We start from the raw sequence: 23,242 nt of genomic DNA, 5'->3' as shown, positions 1-23,242 counted from the left end.
TTAAGCTATTCCTCAAAGAACCAAAGTTCCTTGTTGATACTCTCATCCAGCACTTGGGGGGGGCGTAAGACGAGCAGGAGTTGGCCAAGAATTGGCGCTGTAGGGGGTTCAGGAAACCAAGCCAGTTGGACAGGATCGCTGGCCGCAGGTGCAATCAACAGATAGCGATCGCGCTCCCATTCTGGAAGACCACGATCCACAATCAGGAGCACTTGTTCAATGGGGAGTCCCTCAGGCGTGGGCGGTAATTCTGTGGGTAGGTCTGCCACTGGCCAAAGCACCCCGACTGGGTCAACAGCATTCAGGAGAACCTGCCAACTGGGGAGAGCCACTAGGGTCATGGGTTGAGGAACAGCGACTAATTGAAAAGCACCTGTAGAAGTTAACTGCGGTACTTGATTAAAGGCTGCAGCAGCGAGGGGGGCTGTTCCTGCCATGGGAACGAGGTAGGGCAGGTCTTCAGCGGAATCCAAGCGGTAAAGGGGGAGTCGAGGTTGGCTAGCAGCGGGAACCACGGTCAAGTCCGTCAGCAGTTTCTCAAGCGCTTGGCGACCTGTGGCGGATTCAACAAAGCGAAAGCCCTGAGCAATAAGGCGCGATCGCTGGGCTAAATCGCGTTGCTGCCGCGCCAGTTGCCAATAGTAGCGACCAATGCGATCGCCCACACTCTCACCAAAACCTGCACTGTCATCCTTTTGATAGCTCACGGCCTTGAGGGCACGGCAGACCTCATGAACCGCAGTGACATCCAGTTGTTTCTCAACAATGAGGGTGGCTGCTGCAAGGCGATCGCCCGCTGATAAGACCCGCAGTTCATAGAGCAGATCGCTGCCCCGCGTTTGAAAATAGGCACGCACAGATTCAGGGGCTTCCCGTAGGCTCTGACTCACTTGCAGGGCAATGATCAGTTGATTTTGGTGGATGGGTTCAATGCCCGTGGCCTCAAAAATCGCTTGGGGAGATAGCCCCTGTTTTTGCAGTTGCTGGCATCCGGCCCCCCAATCCTGCCAAGTGCCCTCCTTGCGGCGTAGGCGTTGCAGCACTTCCGTTGTCAGGGCATCCTGTTCTTGACTCATTTAATCACCTCCTATTGACAGGGAAGCATGCTATACAATTGCCTAAGATTGCCTAGCGATCGCGCACCGTTGTCCCTTGGCGTTGAATGGCCAGCACCTCCACCCGTGCCTGCACATCAAACTTTGCCCAAGTCTCCTTGAGGGCAGTGGCAATGGCGGAAGCGGTAACGGGATCCCCAAGGGCTAAAAGCGTGGGGCCTGCGCCACTAATGACCAAACCGTGGGCACCCGCCTCAAGAGCCGCCCTGTGGAGGTCGGTATAGCCTTTGATCAGACTTTGGCGGTAGGGTTGATGCAGGCGATCGCCCAAGGCCAGTTGCAGCCACTCCCGTTGACCCGTTTCCAAACCCCGCAGCAGAGCACCAAGGTGACTGATATTAAAAACTGCATCACCGTAGGTACAGTGGGGGGGCAGCACTTGCCGCGCTGTTTCCGTGGCTAGCTCAAAGTCTGGAATCGCCACAATCGGCACCACATCTTGATCCCAAGGAATCTCTAGCCAATGCCATCCCCCTGCACTCCCTTGGACAGCAAGACGACAGCCCCCTAGCAAGGCCGGCACCACATTATCGGGGTGGCCTTCCATTTCAATGGCCAATTCCAGAACCTCGGTATGACTGAGGGGAAAGCCCGCCAGCCGATTGGCCCCTACTAAGCCGCCAATAATTGCGGTTGCTGAACTGCCGAGGCCCCGTGCGAGGGGAACCCCCAGATCAATCTCTAAATACACAGGTGGGGCTTCACGCCCTAGATATTGATAGAGACGGTGGTAGGCACGATAGGCCAAATTGTCGGAGCTACTGCTGACACCAGCTGCTTCAGTGCCCCGCACATTGACATGGGGGCGATCGCTCAAGGAAAAGGTAAACGTATTGGTGAGGGTGAGAGCCGCTCCCAGACAATCAAACCCCGGACCCAAATTAGCCGTTGTTGCTGGCACAGTCACCACTGTCATCATCGGTTACACTTCCTCCCCGGTACCAAAGGCGCGATCGCCCGCATCCCCCAAGCCGGGCACAATAAAGCCCTGCTCATTCACTGTCTCATCAATCGTGGCCGCATAGACTTGCACTGCGGGAAAATGGGCACCGAGTTTCTGCAAAGCTGGCGGCGCAGTGACCACGGAAATGATTCGCACCAAGGCTGGGTCAATCCCCCGCTGCACCAATTCCTGCATTGCTGTCATAATTGAACCTCCCGTTGCCAGCATCGGCTCACTAATAAGGACACGGGTTTGCGGGTCAAACTGCGGGGGCAACTTATTGAGATAGCAACTGGGTTCAAGGGTGGCCTCATCCCGCACAATCCCTAAGTGGTACGTCTTTGCTGTGGGTAAGACCCCTTGGGCACCGTCGAGCAAGGCTAAACCCGCCCGCAGAATGGGTACCACCACGACGGGTACTTGCGGATTCACCACCAGCGCTGCACAGGGGGCAAGGGGCGTTTCAACCACTGTTTCCACCGTTGGCAACCATTCCCGCGCCGCCTCATAGGCCAGCCACCGCCCCAGTTCTGTCATTGCCACCCGAAATAAGGGAGTGGGCGTGTTGCGATCGCGAGCCACCGTTAGCCAGTGTTGAATGAGGGGATGAGGGGGGACATAAATGCGCAATTGGGGGGTCACAGTATCGCTCCAATACGTACCCGGCGGGCTTTCCTATTCTCCACTGAAATCGTCCCCTTTAGACACGGCCAAATCGCCGCTGTCGCTGTTGGTAATCCCGGAGCGCCTCATGGAAAGCAGCGCGGTCAAAATCCGGCCAGAGGGTCTTGGTGACGTAAATTTCTGAATAGGCCACCTGCCACAGCAAAAAGTTACTGACGCGCATCTCGCCACTGGTGCGAATCAACAAATCGGGATCCGGTAGGCCGCCCGTGTACAAATGGCGTTCAAAGAGTACTTCATCAATATCGGCGGGGTCAAGGCGTCCCGCTTTCACTTGGGCTGCAATCGAACGGCAAGCGTGGATAATTTCCCGTCGCCCACCATAGTTGGTTGCCACCACAAATTTAATTTTTTGGTTATTGGCCGTAGCGGTCATCGCTCGCTCAATTTCCGCTTGTAGGGAGTTCGGCAAACACGCCAAGTCACCCACAAAGTGAATTTGCACGCCCTCGGCAACCATTTCCGCCAGCTCCCGCCGCAACACTCGCTCAAAGAGGGTCATCAGAAAATCCACCTCCGGCAGGGGGCGCCCCCAGTTTTCTGTGGAGAAGGCGTAGGCGGTCAGGGCTTCAATGCCCCAATCTTTGCAACAGCGCAGCAGATCCTTGAGGGTGTCCACCCCGCGTTGGTGTCCCATAATGCGCGGTAAATTGCGCTGCTTTGCCCAGCGGCCATTGCCATCCATAATCACCGCCACATGGCGAGGTAGGCGATCGCGATCCAAATCAGCGGGTAACTCAATGAGTGACTGGGGCTGTAGCGTCATAGACACATCCTACTGGCGGAAATTAGCGCAGTGGCCATACCGTTTTCCAAAATTTTAAGCTGTGCCGACGTTGACGGGGTTGTGAAGTTCCCGTTTCTTGATCCTGCACATATTGCCGCAACAATTCCCCTAGTTTACTGCTTGTGAGGGGACGTTGAAGCTCCCCCTTAAAGGCAAGGGAAATTGACCCCGTTTCCTCAGAGACCACTACACAGACACAGTGGCTAATGCGTTCGGTAATCCCTAGGGCGGCGCGATGGCGAGTGCCCAACTGCCAAGGCCCCGTGCGATCCGAGAGGGGCAGGATCAACTTTGCCGCAATCACTTCAGCACCCCGCACCCAAATTGCCCCATCGTGCAGGGGGGAACTCACTTGAAAAATTGAGGTAATGAGTTCTGGCGAAAGGCGGGCATTGAGAGCGATCCCTGCATGGGTAAAATCTTGGGGGCTGAGCTTTGTATGGGTTTCCAAGAGAATGAGTGCCCCCGTACGATCCTGAGATAATCCCTTCACGGCCGTCACAATCAAATCAACGGCATCATTGGTGAGACTCGACTCGGCCACGGGCTGCACAAAGCCGAAAAACTGTCCTCGTCCCAACTGTTCCAGAAAAATGCGAATTTCCGATTGCAGAATAACGGCTAAGGCCACCGCAGAGCCAATCACTAAGTTGTGCAGCACAAAGCTCAAAAACTGTAGCTCAATGGCACGACTGAGGGAGGTTGCCAAAAGGAGGAAGATAAAGCCCCGTATCATCCAGAGGGTTCGCCGCTCGGCCACAACCCGCAAAATAGCGTAGGTTAGGGTCAAGACCAAAACCACATCCACGACTGTTCGCACCTTGGCCAGTGTCTCCGAGGACAGCAGCAGCCACGACAAGTTACCTAGGAGGCTTATCATCCCATTGTGCTCGTCACCTCCTAGGGGGCGGGGGTGCTCAATCGCAGGGGCAAGACATCATGGGCCACCAAATCAGCGTAGGTTTCCCGTTGCAGGATCAGGTTGGCTTCCCCCTCACAGACAACTACCGCCGCCGGCCGGGGCACGCGATTGTAGTTGGAGGCCATGCTGTAGTTGTAGGCACCCGTACTGGCCACCACTAAAATATCATTGACTTGCAGGGGGGGTAGGGTGACTTGGGGCAGCAGAATATCGCCCGATTCGCAGTGCTTACCGGCAACACGTACGGTTTCTGTGGCGGCAGTGGTCATGCGATTGGCACACAGGGCTGTATATTGCGCCTGATAGGTAATGGGTCGGGGATTATCGGACATGCCCCCGTCCACCGCAATGTAGGTGCGCACTTCAGGAATCACCTTACGGCTGCCCACGGTGTAGGCCGTCACTGCCGCAGGTCCAACGATGGAGCGACCCGGCTCACAGATGAGTTTGGGTAAGGGAAGATGGTGTTGCTGACAGGCTTGGCTCAGTTGATGACTAATGGCCTTTGTCCAGTGGGCGATCGCCGGTGGATTATCGGAGTCTACATAGCGAATGCCAAGACCACCCCCCACATTCAGTTCGCGCATGGGTAGCATCGCTTCACGGGCTTGAGCCAGCCAATCCACAAGGACATCACAGAGGTCTAAATGGGGTTGTTCCTCAAAAATCTGTGAGCCAATGTGGGCGTGGAGTCCGACCCAGTCTAGTTCGGGATGCGCCTTAGCAAACTGAAGCAACTCTGGAAACTGTTGCGGGTCAAAGCCAAATTTGCTGTCTAGATGTCCAGTGCGGATATATTCGTGGGTGTGGCATTCAATCCCCGGTGTCAACCGCAACATGACGCGCGGTGGGGTCGAGAGATCATGCTCCTCAACGTAGGCAGCAAGGCGCTCTAGTTCTAGCCAGTTATCGGCAACAATCGTGCAATTGACCTCAAGGGCATAGAGGAGTTCTTGGGGGGACTTGTTATTACCGTGGAAGTAAATGTGGCTGGCGGGGACGCCGGCACTCAAGGCAGTGTAGAGTTCACCCCCGGAGGCCACATCAATCCCCAAGCCTTCACTGTGGGCAAGGGCGCAGGTGGCCAAGCAGTTCCAAGCCTTTGAAGCGTAGAGCACCAAAAATTCACCACCGTAGGTCTGCTGGAGGGTGTCTTGGTATTGACGGCAGGCGGTGCGAAAGGTGAATTCATCAAGGATGTAGAGGGGAGAGCCAAACTGAGCCACTAACTCCACCACATCACACCCACCAATGGTGAGATGGCCGCGGGCATTGGTTTGCGCAGTCAGGGGTAAAATTTGTTGATTGGCAGCAAGCGGGGTGGAGATCATGGGTCAGTATCGCGAGAAATCAAAGAATAAAAGAACAAATCGCTATTCTCAATTCTAGGGGGATTTGGGCGATCGCTCCCTTCATCTGTTGAGTCTCTGCTGAGCCTGTAGTTCATCGAACCGTTCCTCAGCTATTTTGCTGCTGTTCCTGTCCAATTGAGGAAAAAGGGGGGTAGCCCTTCTTGGCCGTTGATCACAATCACTTGGGGCACTTGGGCACCGCCTTCGCGCCATGCTTCGATCGCTTCCTTTTGCAGCACTAACTGGCCCCCCGGAGCTTTGAGGGTTTCGGCAAGGAGGCGTTGGGCTTCCGCTTTCCCTTGGGCACGGTTAATTTCCGCTTGCGCCTGTTGAGCTGCCTCTTGGGCAATATAGACCGCCCGTTGTGCCCGCTGCTCAGCAATTTGCTTATCCTCGACGGCCTTGGAAAATTCCTCGGAAAAGTCAAGGTTAACGACACTGGTATCCAGTACGAGAATGTGGTACTTGGCTAGGCGATCGCCAAGGGCATGATCAAAATCCTCCTTAAGTTCATCCCGCTTGGTAATGGCCTCCTCCGCCGTGCGACGGGCAGCAGCAATTTTGAAGGCCTCTTGGGTCTGGGGAGCAATGATTTTGGCCACGATATTTTCCAGGGTCCCTTGGGTGCGGCGCACATCCACGATGGCCATGGGGTCTAGGCGAAAGTTGATGGCAAAACTGGCGGTAATGTCCTGCAAATCTTTGGTGGCACTTTCCGCTGGCACTTCAAACTTCTGTACAGTTACGTCATAGACATCCACACTGGCAATAAACGGCGGTTTCCAGTGAATGCCCTCGAGGAGGGGAGTATCCTGAGCTTTACCCAAAATACTCAGCACCCCTGCTTGGCCAGGATTAATAATCACCACGGCATTCAAAAGGACAACCAGCAAGACAATGGCGATCGCCACCACTGAGGAGGTGAGCCGCGAACTGGGGAGTTGATTCATGACCCAAGAATTGGATTTCTGCTTTGATTATAGGCGGTGCTTCCCACCGATCCGGAAGGCAATTCCTTGCTAGAGTACAGATAGTCTGTCATTTGCTGAGCGTCCTATGCGGTTGCCCCTTACTGCTGCCCAAGCGGCCTACTATGGTGATGCCTACTATCGCACTCCACCCCCCGATCTCCCTTCACTGCTGTTGAAGGAGCGGATCGTCTATCTCGGCATGCCTTTGGTGCCAGCGGTTACGGAGCTGATCATTGCGGAACTGCTCTATCTGCAATACGACGATCCCGAAAAACCCATCCGCATTTACATTAACTCGACGGGAACCTCCCGCTACGATGGCGAACCCATTGGCTTTGAAACAGAAGCCTTTGCCATCTGCGACACCATGCGCTACATTAAGCCCCCTGTGCATACGATCTGCATTGGTCAAGCGATGGGGATGGCCGCCATGTTGCTCTCGGCCGGTACCAAGGGGTGTCGCGCCAGCTTACCCCACGCCACGATTGTCCTGCACCAAACCAAGAGCTATGCCCAAGGGCAGGCCACCGATATCCAAATTCGTGCCAAGGAGGTTCTGGCCAATAAGGCGATGATGGTGGAAATTTTGGCGCAAAATACCGGTCAACCCCCTGAGCGGATCACCCGTGATATGGATCGGCTGCTGTACATGACCCCACAGATGGCGAAGGAGTACGGCATCATTGACCGCATCCTTGAACCAGAGGCTGTTACCAAGAAACTGCCAGCAACCTTGACCTAGTGCAACACCGCCGCCCAGTCACGGCCAATGCGAATGGTGATGTCAGAGGAAAGGACGCCAGTGGAGTTAGCAGAGACACGCCCCATGCCAAGGACAGAGCGGATCATTTGGGCGGCGCTGAGGTCTCCCTGTTGGGCGACAATTTCCGTTTCAGGGGTTTGCTGATACCACTCTTCACTGATGATCACATTGGTATAGCCATGGTGGGCGAGAAAATCCGCCATATCTTGAGCAGCCTCACGACTGCCGGAGGCATTTTGCAGGGCAATCCGCAGGGTGCCACTGTCGCCCCAAGTATAGTTGACTAGTTTTGAGGGGCGATCGCTAAAGTGCTCAGCAACCACCCGATCAATGCGGTCATCGTCAGGGAGCCAGTAGCTGACCGCATAGCCATCACCACTAAAGCGTCCCGGCAGCAGAATCAAACGCAGGTTGTCTGGCTCAATGCGCAGACTAAATTGGGCGATCGCCATCAGTTCGGCAAAGGTTAAATCCGTATCCACATATTTTTGCAGGACGCTGTAGATTTTCGGCAACTGAGTCAGCATGACGGGATTGGCCAGTTTCTTTTGCAGCGCCTTGATCAGCATTTGCTGCCGCTGGGCACGGCCAATATCCCCCAGTTCATCGTAACGAAAGCGAACAAAGCCCTCTGCTTGCTCCCCGTTCAGGGTTTGCAGCCCCGGTTGAAGATCAATGTAAAGTTTTTGGGTGTGATCGGTATAAACCATTCGCTTGGGCACGTTGACCTCGACACCGCCCACTAGATCGACCAATTCTCGAAATGCCCTCGTATCAATGCGAATGTAGCGATCAATGGGGGTATAGTTGAGGATTTCGCTGACCACCCGCACCGTTAGATCGACCTCTCCATAAACATTGGCGGCATTAATTTTGTCGATGCCATGTCCGGGAATTTCCACACGGGTATCACGGGGAATACTCAAGACCGTAATCGTGCCATTTTCAGGGTTAAACCGCGCCAGCAGCATCGTGTCGGTGCGGCCACGAAACCGTTCAGGGGAGCCGGGAGGAGCCCCTAGAACCTCATCCACCCCCAATACCAAGAGGTTCACTGGCCGACTCATGCCATATTGGAATCCCCGTGTCATCATTTCCAGCCAAGAGGGATCCCGTTGGCCACGATGGTTCGTGCCCTGAAAGGGTGACATCAAAACAAATGTCATGCCCGCAAAGGCAGAGACCAAGGACACACCACTAAAGGCAGCAATCCAGCCTAGGGTACGCCATAGCGAAGGGCGCGATCGCTGACCCCTGCTTTTTTGAGATACTTTTTGCCTTCCCCGACTACCCACAGTAGAACTCACCAGTTTACGCTGTTGAACGCCTCGTGCCACAAATTCACTCCCGAAATAAAAACAAACTGCAGGCTAGTCGGGTAGACGCAATCCCTGTCTCTAGTGTAGGGGATTGATTACTGATCCCGCACTTATACCTATTGGACTGCCCCAAGCAAGGCTTGTTTCTATTTTTCGGCCAATTCCTGAGATTTATGCGCTGGGCATTGGAGACCGTTCTGCTGGCAGCTTAATAGAGCCGCTCAAGGACATAATCTGTTAACTGGCTGAGGGCCTGACGCGGTTCCGACGGGGGTAGCACTTCAAGTGCCGGTAGAGCCGCTTGGGCATATTCCTTGGCTAAATTGCGAGCGTCTTCAATGGCACCACTTTGGCGCACTAGGTTGAGGGCGGTTTCTAGATCGCCTTCTTCACTGAACTCGCGCTCGATGAGGGTATGCAGATAGGGGGCTTTGGGTAGGGCAAAAAGGACGGGTGCCGTTAGGTTGCCATCCCGCAGATCTGAGCCAGCAGGTTTCCCTAGTTCTGCGGTGGAGCGAGTGAAGTCAAGGATGTCATCCACGATTTGAAAGGCTAGGCCCAAATTTTTGCCGTAGGTGTACATGGCTTCGATGGTTTCTGGGGGCGCTTCACTGAGAACCGCTGCCGCCTTGGCACTGTTGGCAATGAGGGAAGCTGTCTTGTAGTAGGTTTTCAGTAGATAGTCGTCTAGGGTAATGCTGGTGTCAAAGCGGTTAAAGCCTTGGCGAATTTCCCCTTCAGCAAAGTCTTTGATCACTTGGGAGAGGAGTTTCACCACTTGCAGGTTATCCAAATCCGCTAAGTACCAAGAGGCTTGGGCAAAGAGAAAGTCTCCCGCTTGAATGGCCACCCGATTGCCAAAGACACTGTTGACGGTGGGCACACCGCGCCGTAGTTGCGCTTGATCCACCACATCATCGTGAAAGAGACTGGCGGTATGAATCATTTCCGTAATTTCTGCCAAGCGGCAGTGCCGGGGAGTAATCCCCTGATCGGGCAGCGTGGCTCGCGACACCAAAAAGACAATGGCGGGTCGGATGCGCTTACCACTGGCAGCAAAAAGATGTTCGGCGGCAGCAGAGAGTACGGCGTGTTGTGCTCCAATCAGTGCCTTCAGGTTCTCCGTTAGTACACAGAGATCCGCTTCGACAGGTGAAAAAAGAGAGGTTACCGAAGTCATGGACGGGCTGGCCGCAGAAGTTACGAAATTTTACAGAATCCTAGTTGTATTCTAAGCGAACCCTCCAATCTTGGGTAAGGGTTCCGATGAATTTTCAGCTAGGCTCAAAATTGAAAGCCACCCCGCTCGTAGGGTCAAACAGATAAAGATGGCAAGCCTGCAACTGGAGAGGGTCACCCATTTGAGGGATTTGGTGATTAGGGGCTAACCACAGCAGTTCTTGGGAACTATCCATGAGGCGACAGCGGACAATGGCTTCGCGGCCTAGGGGTTCAACGAGGGTGGCGATCGCCCCCAAGCCCTTCTCACTGATAGACAAATGCTCTGGGCGAATGCCCACGGTGAGGGGTTGTTCACTTTTTAGCGGCCAATGGGGGGTGTCCGGACAGGGTAAGGGCTGCTGCGCTATCCACAGGCGGCTGCCATCCCAGCGAGCGGGCAGTAAATTCATCGGTGGGGTGCCCAAAAATCGCGCCACCATGGTATTGGCGGGTTTGTCGTAGAGATCAGCAGGGGTGCCAATTTGCTGGATTTGACCGCGATCCAGCACCACAATGCGATCGCCAAGGGTCATCGCCTCCGCTTGATCGTGGGTGACATAGAGGGTGGTAATGCCCAGTTGTTGATGCAATTGTTTTAGTTCAGCACGGGTTTGTTCGCGCAATTGGGCATCAAGGTTGGAAAGGGGTTCATCGAGGAGAAACACTTGGGGCGATCGCGCCAAGGCCCTTCCCAAGGCCACCCGCTGTTGCTGACCACCGGAGAGTTGACGCGGTTTGCGCTGCAGCAGGGACTCAATCCCGAGGAGCTTAGCCACTTGGAGCACCCGTTGCTGCCGTGTGGCCGGATCAACACCGCGCATTTTCAGACCAAAGCCAAGGTTTTCGGCCACGGTCATGTGGGGATAGAGGGCATAGTTCTGAAAGACCATTGCCACATCGCGATCGCGCCCACTGCGGCCATTGACACAGGTCTCCCCAATATAAATCTCGCCACTGGTGGGTTGCTCCAAGCCAGCAATAAGCCGCAATAGGGTAGATTTGCCACAACCCGAAGGCCCGACAATCACCCAAAGCGCCCCTGCGGGCACAGTTAGAGAGAGTGGACCAATTCCCACTCCTAGAGCAAATCGCCGCGTGACTCCCTCTAAGCGCAGTGTTGCCGCCACAACCTATCGCCAGCCCACCCACGTAAAGAAATCTTGGCCAGTCACCCACTCGAGCACCAGCAGGGCAATAAAGCCAATCATGGCAAAGCGGCCATTGATCAGCTCCGCATAGCGCGACCAACCAAATTGCGGGGTCAAATCATCGGGCGTCGGTTCACTCATGGTGTTAGGTATGCAAAACAACTTCTTTAGCTTGGCATAGAGCCTTCACTTTGTAATCACATTTTAGAAGAGAGCTGTTGCTGCTGTAGGGCGGTGATCACTGCCTTAATTTGGGCTTGAGCGGCAGACTTTTCAAATCGCAGTGGAAACTTGCCGCGCCGCAATAACCGCCAGCCTAAGGGGGCAAGGCTGACAACTCCACCGACATCTCGAAAGCGATTGCCCACCACCCGTAGGCCAAATTGCCGCTCATCCACCCAGCCACCGTCTTTCACTAGTTCCAAGAGCACTTGCCGATGGCGCACAGGACGGTCTTGATTGCGGGTTGCTGTTGTTGAGCGTGCTAGGATCGCCTGCTTGATCTCACTAATGCGATCGAGGGGTTGCACGCCCACGGGACACACTATATTGCAATTAAAACAACGGGTACAGCCCCACACGCCACTGGTAGAAGTGTTGTATTGGTCTAGGCGTTGGTCAGTTTCGCGATCGCGGGTATCGGCCACAAGGCGAGCTGCTTTGGCAAGGGCATGGGGGCCAACAAAGTCGGGATTCACTTCCACGGCATTGCAGGCACCGTAGCAGGCACCACAGAGAATACAGTTACCCGCAGCATTGAGTTTGGCGCGATCGCTGGGGGATTGGAGAAACTCCCGCTCAGGCACTTGTCGTGCCGCTGTACCCACATAAGGATTGACGGCTGAAAGTTTTTGCCAAAAATCGCTCATGTCTACGACAAGGTCTTTGAGGACAGGCAAATTCCCCAAGGGGGCGATCGCAATTTGGTTGGGAACAGGACTATTGGCTAACTCGGCATGAATACTTTGCTGACAGGCAAGGGCAGAACGACCATTAATCGTCATCGCGCAACTGCCGCAGATGGTGTTTCGACAGTTCTTGCGAAAGCTAAGACTACCGTCTTGGTATCCCTTGATTTGAATGAGGGCATCAAGAATGGTGAGGGAAGGATCAATCTCTAGTTCAAAGGCTTGCCAATAGGCGCTCTTGTTGGGTGCTTGGCGGCGAATCGTCAACTGAATTGTCATATGCTGGCGTCAGCCCAATGTAGTTTCCAGTGTATAGCAAGCACTGCGGCGATGATGAAAGTTGCAAAATCCCTACTTTACTTTCTGATCACAGGCCTCCTAGAGCTGGGGGGAGCCTATCTTGTCTGGCTGTGGCTACGGGAGCATAAAAGCATTTGGTATGCCTTAGCAGGGGCGATCGTCCTTTTTATGTATGGCATGGTACCGACGCTGCAACCTGCGCATTTCGGTCGTGTTCAGGCTGCCTATAGTGGCATTTTCCTGCTGGTGGCTCTGTTTTGGGGTTGGGGAATTGATAAGGTGCGCCCCGATAAGTTTGATTTGCTCGGTGCTGGGGTTGCCCTCCTCGGAACGCTGATTATCATGTACGCGCCAAGAAGCCATTGACAGCGTCGCGATCGCCCCAAGGTCACTCTATAAGCTGGGCTTATTTAATCTATTTGAAAGTAATGTTTATTAAATGTGTGTTTTGCTGAAGAATTTGCTATAGAGTAAGGCAAGCAAATCAAAAAGATTGAATAGATAAAAGACTATATTTGCGCCGTTGACCGACGGATGCAGGGGTGGCAATCGCCCAAATAGTCTTCTATCAACTTCAACATCTACAGCCCCATGGATAGCCCCTGATAATTAAGAAGAAATAGTACTGTGGATTTTCCCGGTCAGTTTTTGCAAGATTTTGTCAAGCAATTACAGTCGCCTACCCTTGGCTTCTTGCTGGGGGGCATGGTCATTGCAGCGCTGGGCAGTCAACTTCAGATTCCCGATGCCATCTATAAGTTCATTATTTTTATGTTGCTAATGAAAGTCGGCCTCAGCGGTGGGATTGCGATTCGCAGTTCCAACCTACAGGAGATGCTCTTGCCAGCACTCTTTGCTGTGGCGATGGGGATTCTCATTGTATTTATTGGCCGTTATACCTTAGCAAAGCTGCCGAAGGTCAAAACCGTTGACGCGATCGCTACCGCAGGTTTATTTGGGGCTGTGAGTGGTTCGACCATGGCAGCAGCGCTAACGGCTCTGGAGGCGCAGAAAATTAGCTATGAACCTTGGGCAGCCGCACTGTATCCGTTCATGGATATTCCGGCTCTGGTGACAGCCATTGTCGTTGCCAGCATTTACCTCAAGAAAAAACAGGAGAAAAAGGCGCCGGCTTCCCTCAGCGCCGTTGGTGCCTATGCGGGTGCAGGGAGCGCCACAGGTTATGCCGGGAGCACGAGTGAGTACCCCAGCAGTGCCAGTGAGTACCGCAGTCAACAAAGCAAACGAGTCAGAATCTGGCCGATTGTCAAAGAAAGTCTGCAAGGGGCAGCCCTTTCGGCACTGCTGCTGGGTGTTGCTTTGGGCATCTTTACCCGTCCCGACAGTGTCTATGAGAGTTTTTACAACCCTCTGTTTCGCGGTTTACTCTCGGTGTTGATGCTCGTTATGGGGATGGAGGCTTGGTCACGCTTGGGTGAGTTGCGCAAAGTCGCTCAGTGGTATGTGGTCTATGCCGTCGTAGCACCGCTGGTGCATGGCCTGATTGCCTTTGGTTTGGGAATGATTGCCCACTATGTCACTGGCTTTAGCCTTGGGGGTGTGGTGATTCTAGCCGTGATTGCCTGCTCTAGTTCCGATATTTCTGGGCCGCCAACATTACGGGCAGGGATTCCCTCCGCTAACCCTTCCGCCTATATTGGTGCTTCCACCGCGATCGGGACTCCCATTGCCATCGGCCTAGGAATTCCGCTTTACCTTGGCCTTGCCCAAGCAATCATGGGCGGCAGCTAGTGACCCAAACGCGCCAATTTCACTCAAGGAGGAACTCAGAATGGCCAAGCCAGCAAAGAAGCTCGTGATTGTGACCGAGAAGATTCTCTTGAAAAAAATTGCCCAAATCATTGATGAGGCCGGGGCGACTGGCTACACCGTGATGGAAACCAGCGGCAAAGGGAGTCGCAATGTGCGCTCCTCTGGTCAACCCAGCGTTTCCGATACCCAAGCCAATATCAAGTTTGAGGTACTCACCCAGACGCGGGAAATGGCGGAAAAAATTGTGGATCGGGTGGCAGTCGAGTTTTTCAACGACTATGCAGGCATTGCTTACATCTACGATGCCGAAGTGTTGTACGCCCACAGCTTTTGTGGTCCTGAGGGCTGCTGAAATTTCTGGGGCTTGACAAGACGCCTCCTAATTTTTTAAGCTAAAAATCTGTTGCGGGTATAGCTCAGTGGTAGAGCGCAACCTTGCCAAGGTTGATGTCGCGCGTTCGAATCGCGTTACCCGCTTTTGAGATAGCAAGCGATCGCCCTTTTTTTGAAAAGCACTTAGCTCTTTGCTAATCGGTATCAGCATGAAAATAGCGGTAAATTTTTTCCGCTAGACGGGGGCCGACCCCATGTACCTGCGCCAACTGTTCGGGCGTGGCCATGCGGATGTAGTCAATGGAACGAAAGGTGGCGAGGAGTTCCTTTTGGCGTTGATAGCCCAAGCCGGGAATTTGGTCGAGGTGCGATCGCCGTTGGCGTTGGGCACGTTTTTGACGGTGGAAGTTCAGGGCAAAGCGGTGAGCCTCATCGCGGACGCGGCGTAGCAATTGCACCCCCGGTTGCTCTGGATCGGTCGGCAGAGGTTGGGGGTGGTGGGGTAGGAAAATCTCCTCCCGCTGTTTGGCCAAGCTGAGAAGGGTGAGATCATCTAGGAGTGGCTCCAAGACCTGAACCACGGCGGACAGTTGCCCCTTGCCGCCATCAATGAGGATCACATCGGGCCAGTCATCAGCCTCTGGAGGGTCACCCTTGCCCTCAAGATAGGGGGCAAAGCGGCGGCGGAGAATCTCAGCAAGACTGGCAAAGTCGTCGGAGTGGCCAAGTTTTACTTCAGGGTTGCGGATGTTGTAGTGGCGATAGTGCTGCTTGGCGGGCAAGCCATCAATAAAGACAACCCGTGAGGCCACGGCGTCAGACCCTTGAATGTGGGAAATGTCGTAGCCCTCAATGCGGTGGGGAAGGGTGTCAAGGCCAAGGAGTTGGGCTAAATCTTCAAGAGCCGTTTGGGTGCGATCGCTGGCCTGTTGAATGCGTGCCAATTCTAATTCTGCATTGCGTTGCACCATGGCAATCAGTTCGGCTTTTGCTTGGCGTTGGGGGACAGTGAGGGTGACGGCGCGGCCTTTCTTTTCGCTCAAGTAGGTACGCAGCAGATCCGCCTCGGGGAGGGGATGTTGCAGCAAAATTTCACTGGGAATTTCTACATCATCCACTTGGGCATAGTGTTCTTCAAGCACCCGTTGCAAAATCGTGCCGACACTGCCACTTTGGGCATCGGCAACAAAAGCCAAACGTCCCACCAAGCGACCCGCACGAATTTGAAAGAGTTGAATGGCTGCATGGCGATCGCCCAAGGCAAGGGCAATGGCATCCCGTGACACCGTGTCATCAGGCAAGGACACCTTTTGATCCACGCCTAAATGCTCAAGGCCACGAATTTGATCCCGCAGTCGGGCTGCCAGTTCAAAATTCAGATCCGCCGCCGCTTGCACCATTTGTGCCTGCAACTGTGCCACCAGTTCCCCCGTGCGCCCCTGAAAGATCATGGCCACCTTGTGCAGCGTTTGCCGATACTCCTGCGGTGAAATCAGCCCTTGGCAGACCCCCGGACAGCGGCCAATGTCATAGTTCAAACAGGGGCGATCCTTGAAAAGGGGGCGGGGACGTTGCCGCAGTGGAAAAAGCCGCTTCACAAGGGCAAGGGTTTGGCGCAGGCGAAAGCTATCCACATAGGGGCCATAGTAGCGATCCTTGGGAGCATCACTGCTGGTATCGCCGACATTACCCAATTGGCGTTTGCGGGTAATGAAAATGCGGGGATAGGGTTCTGACCACGTAATACAGACGTAGGGATATTTCTTGTCATCCTTGAGGAGAACGTTGAAGTGGGGCTGATGCTGCTTGATTAAATTGGCTTCGAGGGCAAGGGCTTCGGCTTCCGTATCGGTGACGATGAATTCAATGTCCGCCACCTGATAGACCATTAATTCAAGGCGCGGCCCCAATTGGGCTGGCTCACGAAAATAGGAGCGCACCCGCGATCGCAGGCGTTTGGACTTGCCAATGTAGAGAATTTGATCCGTCTTGTCCTTGAAAAAATAAACGCCGGGAGTCAAGGGCAGTTGCCGCAAGATCTGTTCCAAGCGATCGCGATCCTGAATCAAGGGCTGAAGCATACTGCCACCTCCCCTAGAGCTGCGCCGCTGTGGCTCCCAACCAAGCTTCTAAATGTGCCCGCTGACTCGGCGTGGCATCGGCACGGCACTGCACCTGATAGCGGGGCTGAGGGTCTCCCAACATCAATGTTCCTGAGTGCAATTGCTGATCATGGAACCATGTCAAGTGAATCGTCTCTCCCACTGGGTATTCCCGCAATCGCTCTGACCAGTCCTCCGCCTTGACGCGCCACCCATTGAGGGCAATGATTTCATCCCCAGCCACCAAGCCTGCCTGTTCAGCCGGGGAGTCCCGCAGCACTGCCTTGATTTGCAGAGCGCCATGTTCCTGCTTAAACTGAAGTCCCGTATAGGGCAGCGCGTCTTGGGGCACCAGTTCCAAACCCACTTTAGCCAAACACTCCTGAAGGGGGAGTTCTACGGTTCCTTCAATGAATTGCTCGCGCCATGTGCCAAGGTTTTCATCGGCAACGGTTTCAATCGTTTCCCACAGCTCATCGGGAGTATAGCCCTGACCTGTCTCGCAATACTGCTGCCACAACCGCCGCAGGACATCGAGGAGCGATCGCTGGTGATTAAAATTAAGGCGAATCCGCAAATCCAGCAGTAGTGCCACTAGCTCTCCCTTTAGGTAGTAGGACATCTGCGAATTAATGCTATTTTCATCGGGGCGATAGAGCTTAATCCACGCATCAAAGCTAGCAGCACTAAGGGACTGAACAAAACGACCAGGGGTGTGTAAATAGCGATTCAGACTTTCGCTCAGCAGCTTAAGATAGGCCGCAGCATCAAATAACCCTGCCCAGAGGGGAATCAGTTGGTCGAAATAACTGGTTATCCCCTCCACAAACCAGAGGCTGGTGGTGTAATTTTCGCTGTCGTAATCAAAGATTTCAAAGGCTTGGGGGCGAATGCGCTTGACATTCCAAAGATGGAAAAACTCATGGGCCACTAAACAGAGGAAGCGGCGATACTGCTCCGCTTGCTGAAAGCCAAAGCGATGGAAGATCAACGAGCAGCTATTGAGATGCTCCAGACCGCCGTAGCCCTTGTGGGTAAGGTGCAAAATAAAGACATAGCGATCGTAGGGCAGGCCGCCAAAGAAACTTGCCTCTGTTTCAATGATCCGCTGCATGTCGGCGATCGCCCGCTGCGGCTCAAAATTGCCCTTGCCCCACACCGCCAATTCATGGGGTTTACCGTCCACCTCAAAGGCATAAACAGGGTGGGTACCCACCTCAAAGGGGCTATCCACCAGCAGATCGTAATTTGCTGCCCAAAAGGTGAAGCCATCCTCGCCAAAGGGTTCAAGCGGAGTCGTCACCCGCCAGTGCGGCGGTGCAGCAATGGTTACTGTTAGGGGCCGATCGCGATATTCTGGCACATAGAGACAGACCGCTGCCGGATTGAAGTAGGCATGGCTGGGATCAAAATGATTGGTGCGCACTGACAGTTCATGGGCATAGATGGCATAGCGCACTTCTAGTTCTAGACCCGGTGTGCAGGCCACCTGCCACTGGTTCTTGGCACACTTCCACCATTCCAAGGGGGTACCGTCGGCGGCCGTTACTGTAAAGTCCTGAAGATGCCTCGCATATTCGCGCACAAGGTAGGAACCCGGCGTCCACACCGGCAAGTGCAGATCAAGAACATCGGTTTGCGGTGCCGTTAGCCGCAGCGTTACCCATAAAAGATGCGTATGCCCCTGCTGGCAGTTGATTCTGTAGGCCATGGCAGGGGGCTGAAGAGAAGACTCAGAGGGGGAAGGATGAATGATCGTATGCGTCATACCCCCCAGTGTAGTGAACTTTGGCGACGCTTACAATTTCACTTCAATATCTACGCCCGCCGGCAAGTCCAACTTCATCAGGGCATCAATCGTTTTCGGTGAAGGTTGGTAAATGTCGAGTATGCGACGGTGGGTACGGGTTTCAAAATGCTCCCGTGAGTCCTTATCCACGTGGGGCGATCGCAGGACGCAATAGATTCGACGGCGAGTGGGTAGGGGAATTGGGCCAACGGGGGAAGCGCCGGTTCTTTTTGCAGTATCGACAATGCGATCGCAGGAAGTATCGAGCAAGCGATGATCAAAGGCCTTAAGGCGAATACGAATTTTCTGTTGTAGAGCAGCCATAGGAATCTTCCTTACTTGTCAAGGTTCAGAGACAATCCGACAAAATTCAGACAAAAAAAGGCCGCCAACACCACAGAAAGGCTAGCGGCCATAAGATCAACTACTTCAGGATTTTGGAGACAACACCCGCACCAATCGTCCGGCCACCTTCACGGATGGCAAAGCGCATCCCCTGCTCAATGGCAATGGGCTGGATCAGTTCCACGGTCATTTTGATGCGGTCACCAGGCATCACCATTTCAGCGGCGCTACCATCATCAGCGGTGAAGGAGGTAATCGTACCGGTCACATCGGTGGTACGCACATAGAACTGCGGACGGTAACCGGCAAAGAAGGGGGTTTTACGGCCACCCTCTTTTTCAGTGAGCACGTACACTTCACCCTCAAATTGGGTGTGGGGCGTAATGGAGCCGGGTTTGGCAATCACCATTCCCCGTTCCACATCCTCTTTTTTCAGACCGCGCAGGAGCAAACCAGCGTTGTCACCGGCAATCCCCTCTTCGAGGCTCTTCTTGAACATTTCAATACCGGTGACCGTCGTTGTGCGAGTTTCCCGCAGACCCACGAGTTCAACCGTTTCGTTGAGCTTAATGCGACCCCGCTCAATCCGACCCGTGGCCACGGTACCCCGACCGGTGATGGAGAACACGTCTTCTACAGCCATCAAGAAGGGCTTATCCACATCCCGCTCAGGGGTAGGAATGTAGTTATCCACGGCATCCATTAGCTCGTAGATTTTATCGACCCACTCATTTTCACCGCGTTGGGTTTTCGGGTTGGCGGTCATGGCTTCAAGGGCTTTTAGACCCGAACCACGGATGATGGGCACTTCGTCACCGGGGAATTCATATTCGCTGAGGAGTTCCCGCAGTTCCAGTTCCACCAGCTCCAGCAGTTCTTCGTCGTCCACCATATCCACTTTGTTCAGGAAGACAACAATGCTGGGCACCCCCACCTGACGAGCCAAGAGAATGTGCTCTTTGGTTTGGGGCATCGCACCATCAGTAGCGGCCACCACGAGAATAGCACCGTCCATTTGGGCGGCACCCGTGATCATGTTTTTCACATAGTCAGCGTGGCCGGGGCAATCCACGTGGGCATAGTGACGTTTTTCAGTCTCATACTCCACGTGAGCCGTGTTGATGGTAATCCCACGGGCTTTTTCCTCAGGGGCAGCATCAATTTCATCGTATTTGCGAGCTTGGGCTTTCCCTTGGGCAGCCAATGTCATGGTGATGGCTGCGGTCAGTGTGGTTTTACCGTGGTCAACGTGACCAATCGTACCGATGTTAACGTGGGGTTTGGTTCGTTCAAATTTAGCGCGTGCCATGTTGTTCCTCGTATAGACTATGCGTTCCCTTTATTTTTGGCAATGATCGCCTCAGCCACATTACGGGGGACTTCCTCGTAATGGCTAAATTCCATCGAGAAAATTCCCCGACCTTGGGTATTCGAGCGAATGTCAGTGGCATAACCAAACATCCGTTCGAGAGGGACTTTTGCCGTCACTTTGGCAATGCCATTTTCCACGGTTTGTCCCTCAATTTGACCGCGACGGGAAATGAGGTCTCCCATCACTGTCCCAAGGAATTCTTCTGGAACCTCGACCTCGACCTTCATCATTGGCTCCAGCAGCACCGGATTGGCTTTCATTACTGCCTCTTTAATGGCCATGGAGCCAGCAATTTTGAAGGCCATCTCTGAGGAGTCAACCTCGTGGTAGGAGCCATCCACTAATGTGACCTTGAGGTCAATCACTGGGTACCCTGCCAAAATCCCCGATTCACAGGCTTCCTTCATCCCCTGCTCAGCAGGTGGAATGTACTCTTTGGGAACGACACCACCAACAATTTTGGAGACAAATTCAAACCCAGTACCGGGTTCGGCAGGCTCTACTTCAATCACAACGTGACCATACTGGCCTTTACCGCCACTTTGACGGATAAACTTGCCTTCGGCACGGACGGGTTTGCGAATCGTTTCGCGGTAGGCCACTTGGGGTTGGCCAATATTGGCTTCCACTTTGAACTCCCGCTGCATCCGATCCACAAGGATCTCGAGGTGCAGTTCCCCCATCCCCGCAATCACGGTTTGGTTGGTTTCAGGATCAACGCTGACGCGGAAGGTGGGGTCTTCCTCAGAGAGGGCTTGCAGGGCTTTGGAGAGTTTTTCCATGTCCTGCTTGGTTTTGGGTTCCACAGCCACGGAAATCACTGGCTCTGGAATGTACAGCGATTCAAGAATCACGGGCGAGCTTTCATCGCAGAGGGTATCCCCCGTGAAGGTTTCCTTCAGACCCAAGGCAGCTCCTAAATCGCCGGCTCGCAGTTCATCTACTTCAATCCGCTCATCGGCTTTGAGCACAATCAAACGAGAAATGCGCTCTTTCTTGCCCTTAGTGGCATTGAGGACATAGCTGCCTTTTTTGAGAACACCAGAATAAACGCGCACGAAGGTGAGGCGGCCATAGGGATCCGACATGATTTTGAAGGCTAATGCCGCTAGGGGTTGATCATCGTCGGCAGCCCGCTCTACCTCTGTGCCATCGGGCAGATGACCTTTAATCGCTGGAATGTCAATGGGCGCTGGCAGATAGTCCACCACGGCATCAAGGAGCAATTGCACGCCTTTATTTTTGAAGGCGGAGCCACAGAGCATCGGCACAATGGTGCCAGCGATCGTCCCTTTGCGTAGGGCGGCGCGGATTTCCTCTTCTGTGAGTTCTTCCCCCTCAAAGTATTTTTCCATGAGGGCATCATCGGTTTCGGCAACTGCCTCGATGAGCTTGGTGCGATACGCTTCCGCCAGTTCAGTCATCTCGGCAGGAATTTCAGTGTCTTCGATTTCCTTGCCAAGGTCGTCTTTGTAGATTTTGGCGCGCATCCGCACCAGATCAACGATGCCTTTGAACTGATCTTCAGCACCAATGGGCAACTGAATCGGCACAGCATTTGCCCGCAGGCGATCGCGAATCTGGTCATAGACTTTGTAGAAGTTTGCCCCAGTGCGATCCATCTTGTTGACAAAGACGATGCGCGGGACGCTGTAGCGATCGGCTTGCCGCCACACGGTTTCTGACTGGGGTTGCACACCACCGACGGAGCAGAATACCGCAATCACCCCATCGAGAACCCGCATGGAGCGCTCCACCTCAATCGTGAAGTCCACGTGGCCGGGAGTGTCAATAATATTGATCTGGTGGTCTTTCCAAGAGGTGCTGATGGCGGCGGCTGTAATGGTGATGCCCCGCTCCCGCTCCTGTTCCATCCAGTCGGTAACCGTGGTACCCTCGTGCACTTCGCCAATTTTGTGCACCACACCGGAATAGAAAAGAATACGTTCAGTTGTGGTTGTTTTACCCGCATCAATGTGAGCGGCAATCCCGATGTTTCGCACTCGCTCTAGCGGGGTCGTCCGTGCCACAGCTACCTCCTTGTTTGTTGCATTACGTTAGAATTCTTAAATAATTGTATCCAACTCTTGAACCGTGTGACGGTTTAGTAGCGATAGTGGGCAAAGGCCTTGTTGGCTTCTGCCATTTTGTGGGTTTCTTCCCGTTTACGAATGGTGCTGCCGGTTTCGTTGGCGGCATCCATCAATTCATTGGCCAGCTTGGCGGACATCGAACGACCGGCTCGTTTGCGGGAAAATTGCACTAACCAGCGCAAAGCCAAGGCGACGCCGCGATCGGGACGAACTTCCATCGGCACTTGGTAGGTGGCACCCCCCACACGGCGGGCTTTCACTTCCACTAGGGGCGTTGCATTTTTTACTGCACGCTCAAAAATTTGCAGAGCATCCTCGCCGGTGCGCTCCTGTACGGTTTTCATCGCGTCATAGACAATGCGGCTGGCAAGGGATTTTTTGCCATTGAGCATAATCCGCTGGATTAACATATTCACCAGCACGTTGTTATAGACGGGATCAGGGGCAGTAGGCCGTTTTTGAGCGCGAGTGCGACGAGACATAGGTGTTTGCTGTTTGCTCTAGTGAAGTTTAAGATTTCAAGGGTGGACTCAAGGAGATAGGAGAACGGAAATTACTTCTTCTTGCCGGTAGCAGCAGCCTCACCGGGTTTGGGACGCTTGGCACCATACTTGGAGCGACCTTGTTTACGGTCTTTGACGCCAGCGGTATCCAACGTGCCACGGATAATGTGGTAGCGCACACCGGGCAAATCTTTAACCCGACCGCCGCGAATCATGACCACAGAGTGCTCCTGCAAGTTGTGGCCAATTCCCGGAATATAGGCGGTGACCTCAAAGCCAGAGGTGAGACGTACCCGTGCCACTTTGCGCAGGGCAGAATTGGGCTTTTTGGGGGTTGTGGTATAAACCCGTGTGCATACCCCACGCCGTTGGGGGCAGCTTTTGAGGGCAGGAGATTTTGTTTTCTTTTTCAACAGTTCCCGCTCTTGGCGGATCAGTTGCTGGATGGTGGGCATTGCTGCTTACGTTAATTTCACCGAACTTCTAGTGTATCGAGGTA

23 protein-coding genes and 1 tRNA gene are annotated in these 23,242 nt (G+C 53.9%); 5 read left to right on the top strand and 19 right to left on the bottom strand.

Going from position 1 to position 23,242, the window contains the following annotated elements; all coding sequences use genetic code 11:
* Positions 1-5 precede the first annotated feature (5 nt).
* The 7 genes from M0646_RS07455 to M0646_RS07425 form a co-directional block, all read right to left on the bottom strand.
* Positions 6-1,076, bottom strand: a complete 1,071-nt coding sequence (locus M0646_RS07455; protein WP_286649463.1) for a RuBisCO accumulation factor 1 — start codon at positions 1,074-1,076, stop codon at positions 6-8.
* 52 nt (positions 1,077-1,128) lie between these two features.
* Positions 1,129-2,034 carry a homoserine kinase gene (gene thrB, locus M0646_RS07450; protein ID WP_286625156.1) on the bottom strand — a complete coding sequence of 302 codons (906 nt, stop codon included), beginning with the start codon at positions 2,032-2,034 and terminating at the stop codon, positions 1,129-1,131.
* Positions 2,035-2,037: 3 nt separating this feature from the next.
* Complete coding sequence (gene upp, locus M0646_RS07445; protein ID WP_149819559.1) at positions 2,038-2,700, bottom strand: uracil phosphoribosyltransferase; 663 nt, start codon at positions 2,698-2,700, stop codon at positions 2,038-2,040.
* Positions 2,701-2,758: 58 nt separating this feature from the next.
* A complete protein-coding gene (uppS, locus tag M0646_RS07440) occupies positions 2,759-3,508 on the bottom strand; it encodes a polyprenyl diphosphate synthase (protein ID WP_190278017.1) in 750 nt (249 codons plus the stop codon).
* A 22-nt stretch (positions 3,509-3,530) separates the two neighbouring features.
* Positions 3,531-4,409 (bottom strand): diadenylate cyclase CdaA, encoded by an 879-nt coding sequence (gene cdaA, locus M0646_RS07435; protein WP_149819555.1) that lies wholly within the window; start codon positions 4,407-4,409, stop codon positions 3,531-3,533.
* Positions 4,410-4,429: 20 nt separating this feature from the next.
* The gene (lysA, locus tag M0646_RS07430) at positions 4,430-5,782 is read right to left on the bottom strand and encodes a diaminopimelate decarboxylase (protein WP_286625155.1); all 1,353 of its coding nucleotides are present in this window, start codon (positions 5,780-5,782) and stop codon (positions 4,430-4,432) included.
* 131 nt (positions 5,783-5,913) lie between these two features.
* Positions 5,914-6,753 carry a prohibitin family protein gene (locus M0646_RS07425; RefSeq protein WP_286625152.1) on the bottom strand — a complete coding sequence of 280 codons (840 nt, stop codon included), beginning with the start codon at positions 6,751-6,753 and terminating at the stop codon, positions 5,914-5,916.
* Positions 6,754-6,859: 106 nt separating this feature from the next.
* On the opposite strand from M0646_RS07425, the gene M0646_RS07420 reads away from it, so the two are divergent.
* On the top strand, positions 6,860-7,516 hold the full coding sequence (locus M0646_RS07420) for an ATP-dependent Clp protease proteolytic subunit (RefSeq protein ID WP_149819549.1): 657 nt from the start codon (positions 6,860-6,862) through the stop codon (positions 7,514-7,516).
* On the opposite strand, the gene M0646_RS07415 is transcribed toward M0646_RS07420, so the two are convergent.
* The 5 genes from M0646_RS07415 to M0646_RS07395 all read right to left on the bottom strand — a co-directional run bounded on the left by M0646_RS07415 (position 7,513) and on the right by M0646_RS07395 (position 12,412).
* Positions 7,513-8,874 (bottom strand): LCP family protein, encoded by a 1,362-nt coding sequence (locus M0646_RS07415; RefSeq protein ID WP_286625151.1) that lies wholly within the window; start codon positions 8,872-8,874, stop codon positions 7,513-7,515. The two genes, M0646_RS07420 and M0646_RS07415, sit on opposite strands and share 4 nt — an antisense overlap.
* A gap of 190 nt (positions 8,875-9,064) precedes the next feature.
* Positions 9,065-10,036 carry a solanesyl diphosphate synthase gene (gene sds / locus M0646_RS07410; protein ID WP_011057594.1) on the bottom strand — a complete coding sequence of 324 codons (972 nt, stop codon included), beginning with the start codon at positions 10,034-10,036 and terminating at the stop codon, positions 9,065-9,067.
* A 94-nt stretch (positions 10,037-10,130) separates the two neighbouring features.
* Entirely contained in the window at positions 10,131-11,204 is a 1,074-nt protein-coding gene (locus M0646_RS07405; protein ID WP_286625150.1) for an ABC transporter ATP-binding protein, read from the bottom strand.
* Between the two features lie 3 nt (positions 11,205-11,207).
* The gene (locus M0646_RS07400; RefSeq protein ID WP_149819543.1) at positions 11,208-11,366 is read right to left on the bottom strand and encodes a chlorophyll a/b-binding protein; all 159 of its coding nucleotides are present in this window, start codon (positions 11,364-11,366) and stop codon (positions 11,208-11,210) included.
* 56 nt (positions 11,367-11,422) lie between these two features.
* Entirely contained in the window at positions 11,423-12,412 is a 990-nt protein-coding gene (locus tag M0646_RS07395) for a succinate dehydrogenase/fumarate reductase iron-sulfur subunit (RefSeq protein WP_286625149.1), read from the bottom strand.
* A 54-nt stretch (positions 12,413-12,466) separates the two neighbouring features.
* Here M0646_RS07395 and M0646_RS07390 point away from each other — a divergent pair, with 54 nt between their 5' ends.
* The 4 genes from M0646_RS07390 to M0646_RS07375 all read left to right on the top strand — a co-directional run bounded on the left by M0646_RS07390 (position 12,467) and on the right by M0646_RS07375 (position 14,683).
* Complete coding sequence (locus M0646_RS07390) at positions 12,467-12,799, top strand: YnfA family protein (protein ID WP_315863028.1); 333 nt, start codon at positions 12,467-12,469, stop codon at positions 12,797-12,799.
* Positions 12,800-13,060: 261 nt separating this feature from the next.
* A complete protein-coding gene (locus tag M0646_RS07385) occupies positions 13,061-14,185 on the top strand; it encodes a sodium-dependent bicarbonate transport family permease (protein ID WP_286625145.1) in 1,125 nt (374 codons plus the stop codon).
* Between the two features lie 40 nt (positions 14,186-14,225).
* Positions 14,226-14,558 (top strand): P-II family nitrogen regulator, encoded by a 333-nt coding sequence (locus M0646_RS07380; RefSeq protein ID WP_149819537.1) that lies wholly within the window; start codon positions 14,226-14,228, stop codon positions 14,556-14,558.
* 53 nt (positions 14,559-14,611) lie between these two features.
* Positions 14,612-14,683, top strand: a tRNA-Gly gene (locus M0646_RS07375).
* A gap of 50 nt (positions 14,684-14,733) precedes the next feature.
* On the opposite strand, the gene uvrC is transcribed toward M0646_RS07375, so the two are convergent.
* From uvrC to rpsL, 7 genes are all read right to left on the bottom strand, one after another.
* Entirely contained in the window at positions 14,734-16,620 is a 1,887-nt protein-coding gene (gene uvrC / locus M0646_RS07370) for an excinuclease ABC subunit UvrC (protein WP_286625144.1), read from the bottom strand.
* Positions 16,621-16,633: 13 nt separating this feature from the next.
* Positions 16,634-18,409 carry a M61 family metallopeptidase gene (locus tag M0646_RS07365; protein ID WP_286625143.1) on the bottom strand — a complete coding sequence of 592 codons (1,776 nt, stop codon included), beginning with the start codon at positions 18,407-18,409 and terminating at the stop codon, positions 16,634-16,636.
* A 30-nt stretch (positions 18,410-18,439) separates the two neighbouring features.
* A complete protein-coding gene (gene rpsJ / locus M0646_RS07360; RefSeq protein ID WP_149819531.1) occupies positions 18,440-18,754 on the bottom strand; it encodes a 30S ribosomal protein S10 in 315 nt (104 codons plus the stop codon).
* A 100-nt stretch (positions 18,755-18,854) separates the two neighbouring features.
* Positions 18,855-20,084, bottom strand: a complete 1,230-nt coding sequence (gene tuf / locus M0646_RS07355) for an elongation factor Tu (protein ID WP_149819529.1) — start codon at positions 20,082-20,084, stop codon at positions 18,855-18,857.
* A 17-nt stretch (positions 20,085-20,101) separates the two neighbouring features.
* Positions 20,102-22,177, bottom strand: a complete 2,076-nt coding sequence (gene fusA, locus M0646_RS07350; RefSeq protein ID WP_206200247.1) for an elongation factor G — start codon at positions 22,175-22,177, stop codon at positions 20,102-20,104.
* A gap of 74 nt (positions 22,178-22,251) precedes the next feature.
* Positions 22,252-22,722: a 30S ribosomal protein S7 gene (rpsG, locus tag M0646_RS07345; protein ID WP_149819525.1), complete on the bottom strand. Its 471-nt coding sequence runs from the start codon at positions 22,720-22,722 to the stop codon at positions 22,252-22,254.
* Between the two features lie 71 nt (positions 22,723-22,793).
* Positions 22,794-23,198 carry a 30S ribosomal protein S12 gene (rpsL, locus tag M0646_RS07340; RefSeq protein WP_149819523.1) on the bottom strand — a complete coding sequence of 135 codons (405 nt, stop codon included), beginning with the start codon at positions 23,196-23,198 and terminating at the stop codon, positions 22,794-22,796.
* Between the last annotated feature and the right edge of the window lie 44 nt (positions 23,199-23,242).

Origin of the sequence: Thermosynechococcus sp. B3 (genome assembly GCF_030323045.1) — a bacterium.
Lineage (GTDB): Bacteria > Cyanobacteriota > Cyanobacteriia > Thermosynechococcales > Thermosynechococcaceae > Thermosynechococcus.
The sequence above is the reverse complement of the archived record's forward strand: the minus strand, read 5'-3'. Positions and strand labels throughout refer to the sequence as shown.

Bases quoted from the DNA above. Each gene is read 5' to 3' on its own strand.
- M0646_RS07455 (WP_286649463.1), bottom strand. From the start codon at position 1,076: ATGAGTCAAGAACAGGATGCCCTGACAACGGAAGTGCTGCAACGCCTA.
- rpsJ (WP_149819531.1), bottom strand. From the start codon at position 18,754: ATGGCTGCTCTACAACAGAAAATTCGTATTCGCCTTAAGGCCTTTGAT.
- M0646_RS07420 (WP_149819549.1), top strand. From the start codon at position 6,860: ATGCGGTTGCCCCTTACTGCTGCCCAAGCGGCCTACTATGGTGATGCC.
- M0646_RS07365 (WP_286625143.1), bottom strand. From the start codon at position 18,409: ATGACGCATACGATCATTCATCCTTCCCCCTCTGAGTCTTCTCTTCAG.
- lysA (WP_286625155.1), bottom strand. From the start codon at position 5,782: ATGATCTCCACCCCGCTTGCTGCCAATCAACAAATTTTACCCCTGACT.
- M0646_RS07380 (WP_149819537.1), top strand. From the start codon at position 14,226: ATGGCCAAGCCAGCAAAGAAGCTCGTGATTGTGACCGAGAAGATTCTC.
- rpsL (WP_149819523.1), bottom strand. From the start codon at position 23,198: ATGCCCACCATCCAGCAACTGATCCGCCAAGAGCGGGAACTGTTGAAA.
- uppS (WP_190278017.1), bottom strand. From the start codon at position 3,508: ATGACGCTACAGCCCCAGTCACTCATTGAGTTACCCGCTGATTTGGAT.
- thrB (WP_286625156.1), bottom strand. From the start codon at position 2,034: ATGATGACAGTGGTGACTGTGCCAGCAACAACGGCTAATTTGGGTCCG.
- rpsG (WP_149819525.1), bottom strand. From the start codon at position 22,722: ATGTCTCGTCGCACTCGCGCTCAAAAACGGCCTACTGCCCCTGATCCC.
- uvrC (WP_286625144.1), bottom strand. From the start codon at position 16,620: ATGCTTCAGCCCTTGATTCAGGATCGCGATCGCTTGGAACAGATCTTG.
- M0646_RS07395 (WP_286625149.1), bottom strand. From the start codon at position 12,412: ATGACAATTCAGTTGACGATTCGCCGCCAAGCACCCAACAAGAGCGCC.
- M0646_RS07425 (WP_286625152.1), bottom strand. From the start codon at position 6,753: ATGAATCAACTCCCCAGTTCGCGGCTCACCTCCTCAGTGGTGGCGATC.
- sds (WP_011057594.1), bottom strand. From the start codon at position 10,036: ATGACTTCGGTAACCTCTCTTTTTTCACCTGTCGAAGCGGATCTCTGT.
- M0646_RS07400 (WP_149819543.1), bottom strand. From the start codon at position 11,366: ATGAGTGAACCGACGCCCGATGATTTGACCCCGCAATTTGGTTGGTCG.
- cdaA (WP_149819555.1), bottom strand. From the start codon at position 4,409: ATGATAAGCCTCCTAGGTAACTTGTCGTGGCTGCTGCTGTCCTCGGAG.
- tuf (WP_149819529.1), bottom strand. From the start codon at position 20,084: ATGGCACGCGCTAAATTTGAACGAACCAAACCCCACGTTAACATCGGT.
- M0646_RS07390 (WP_315863028.1), top strand. From the start codon at position 12,467: ATGAAAGTTGCAAAATCCCTACTTTACTTTCTGATCACAGGCCTCCTA.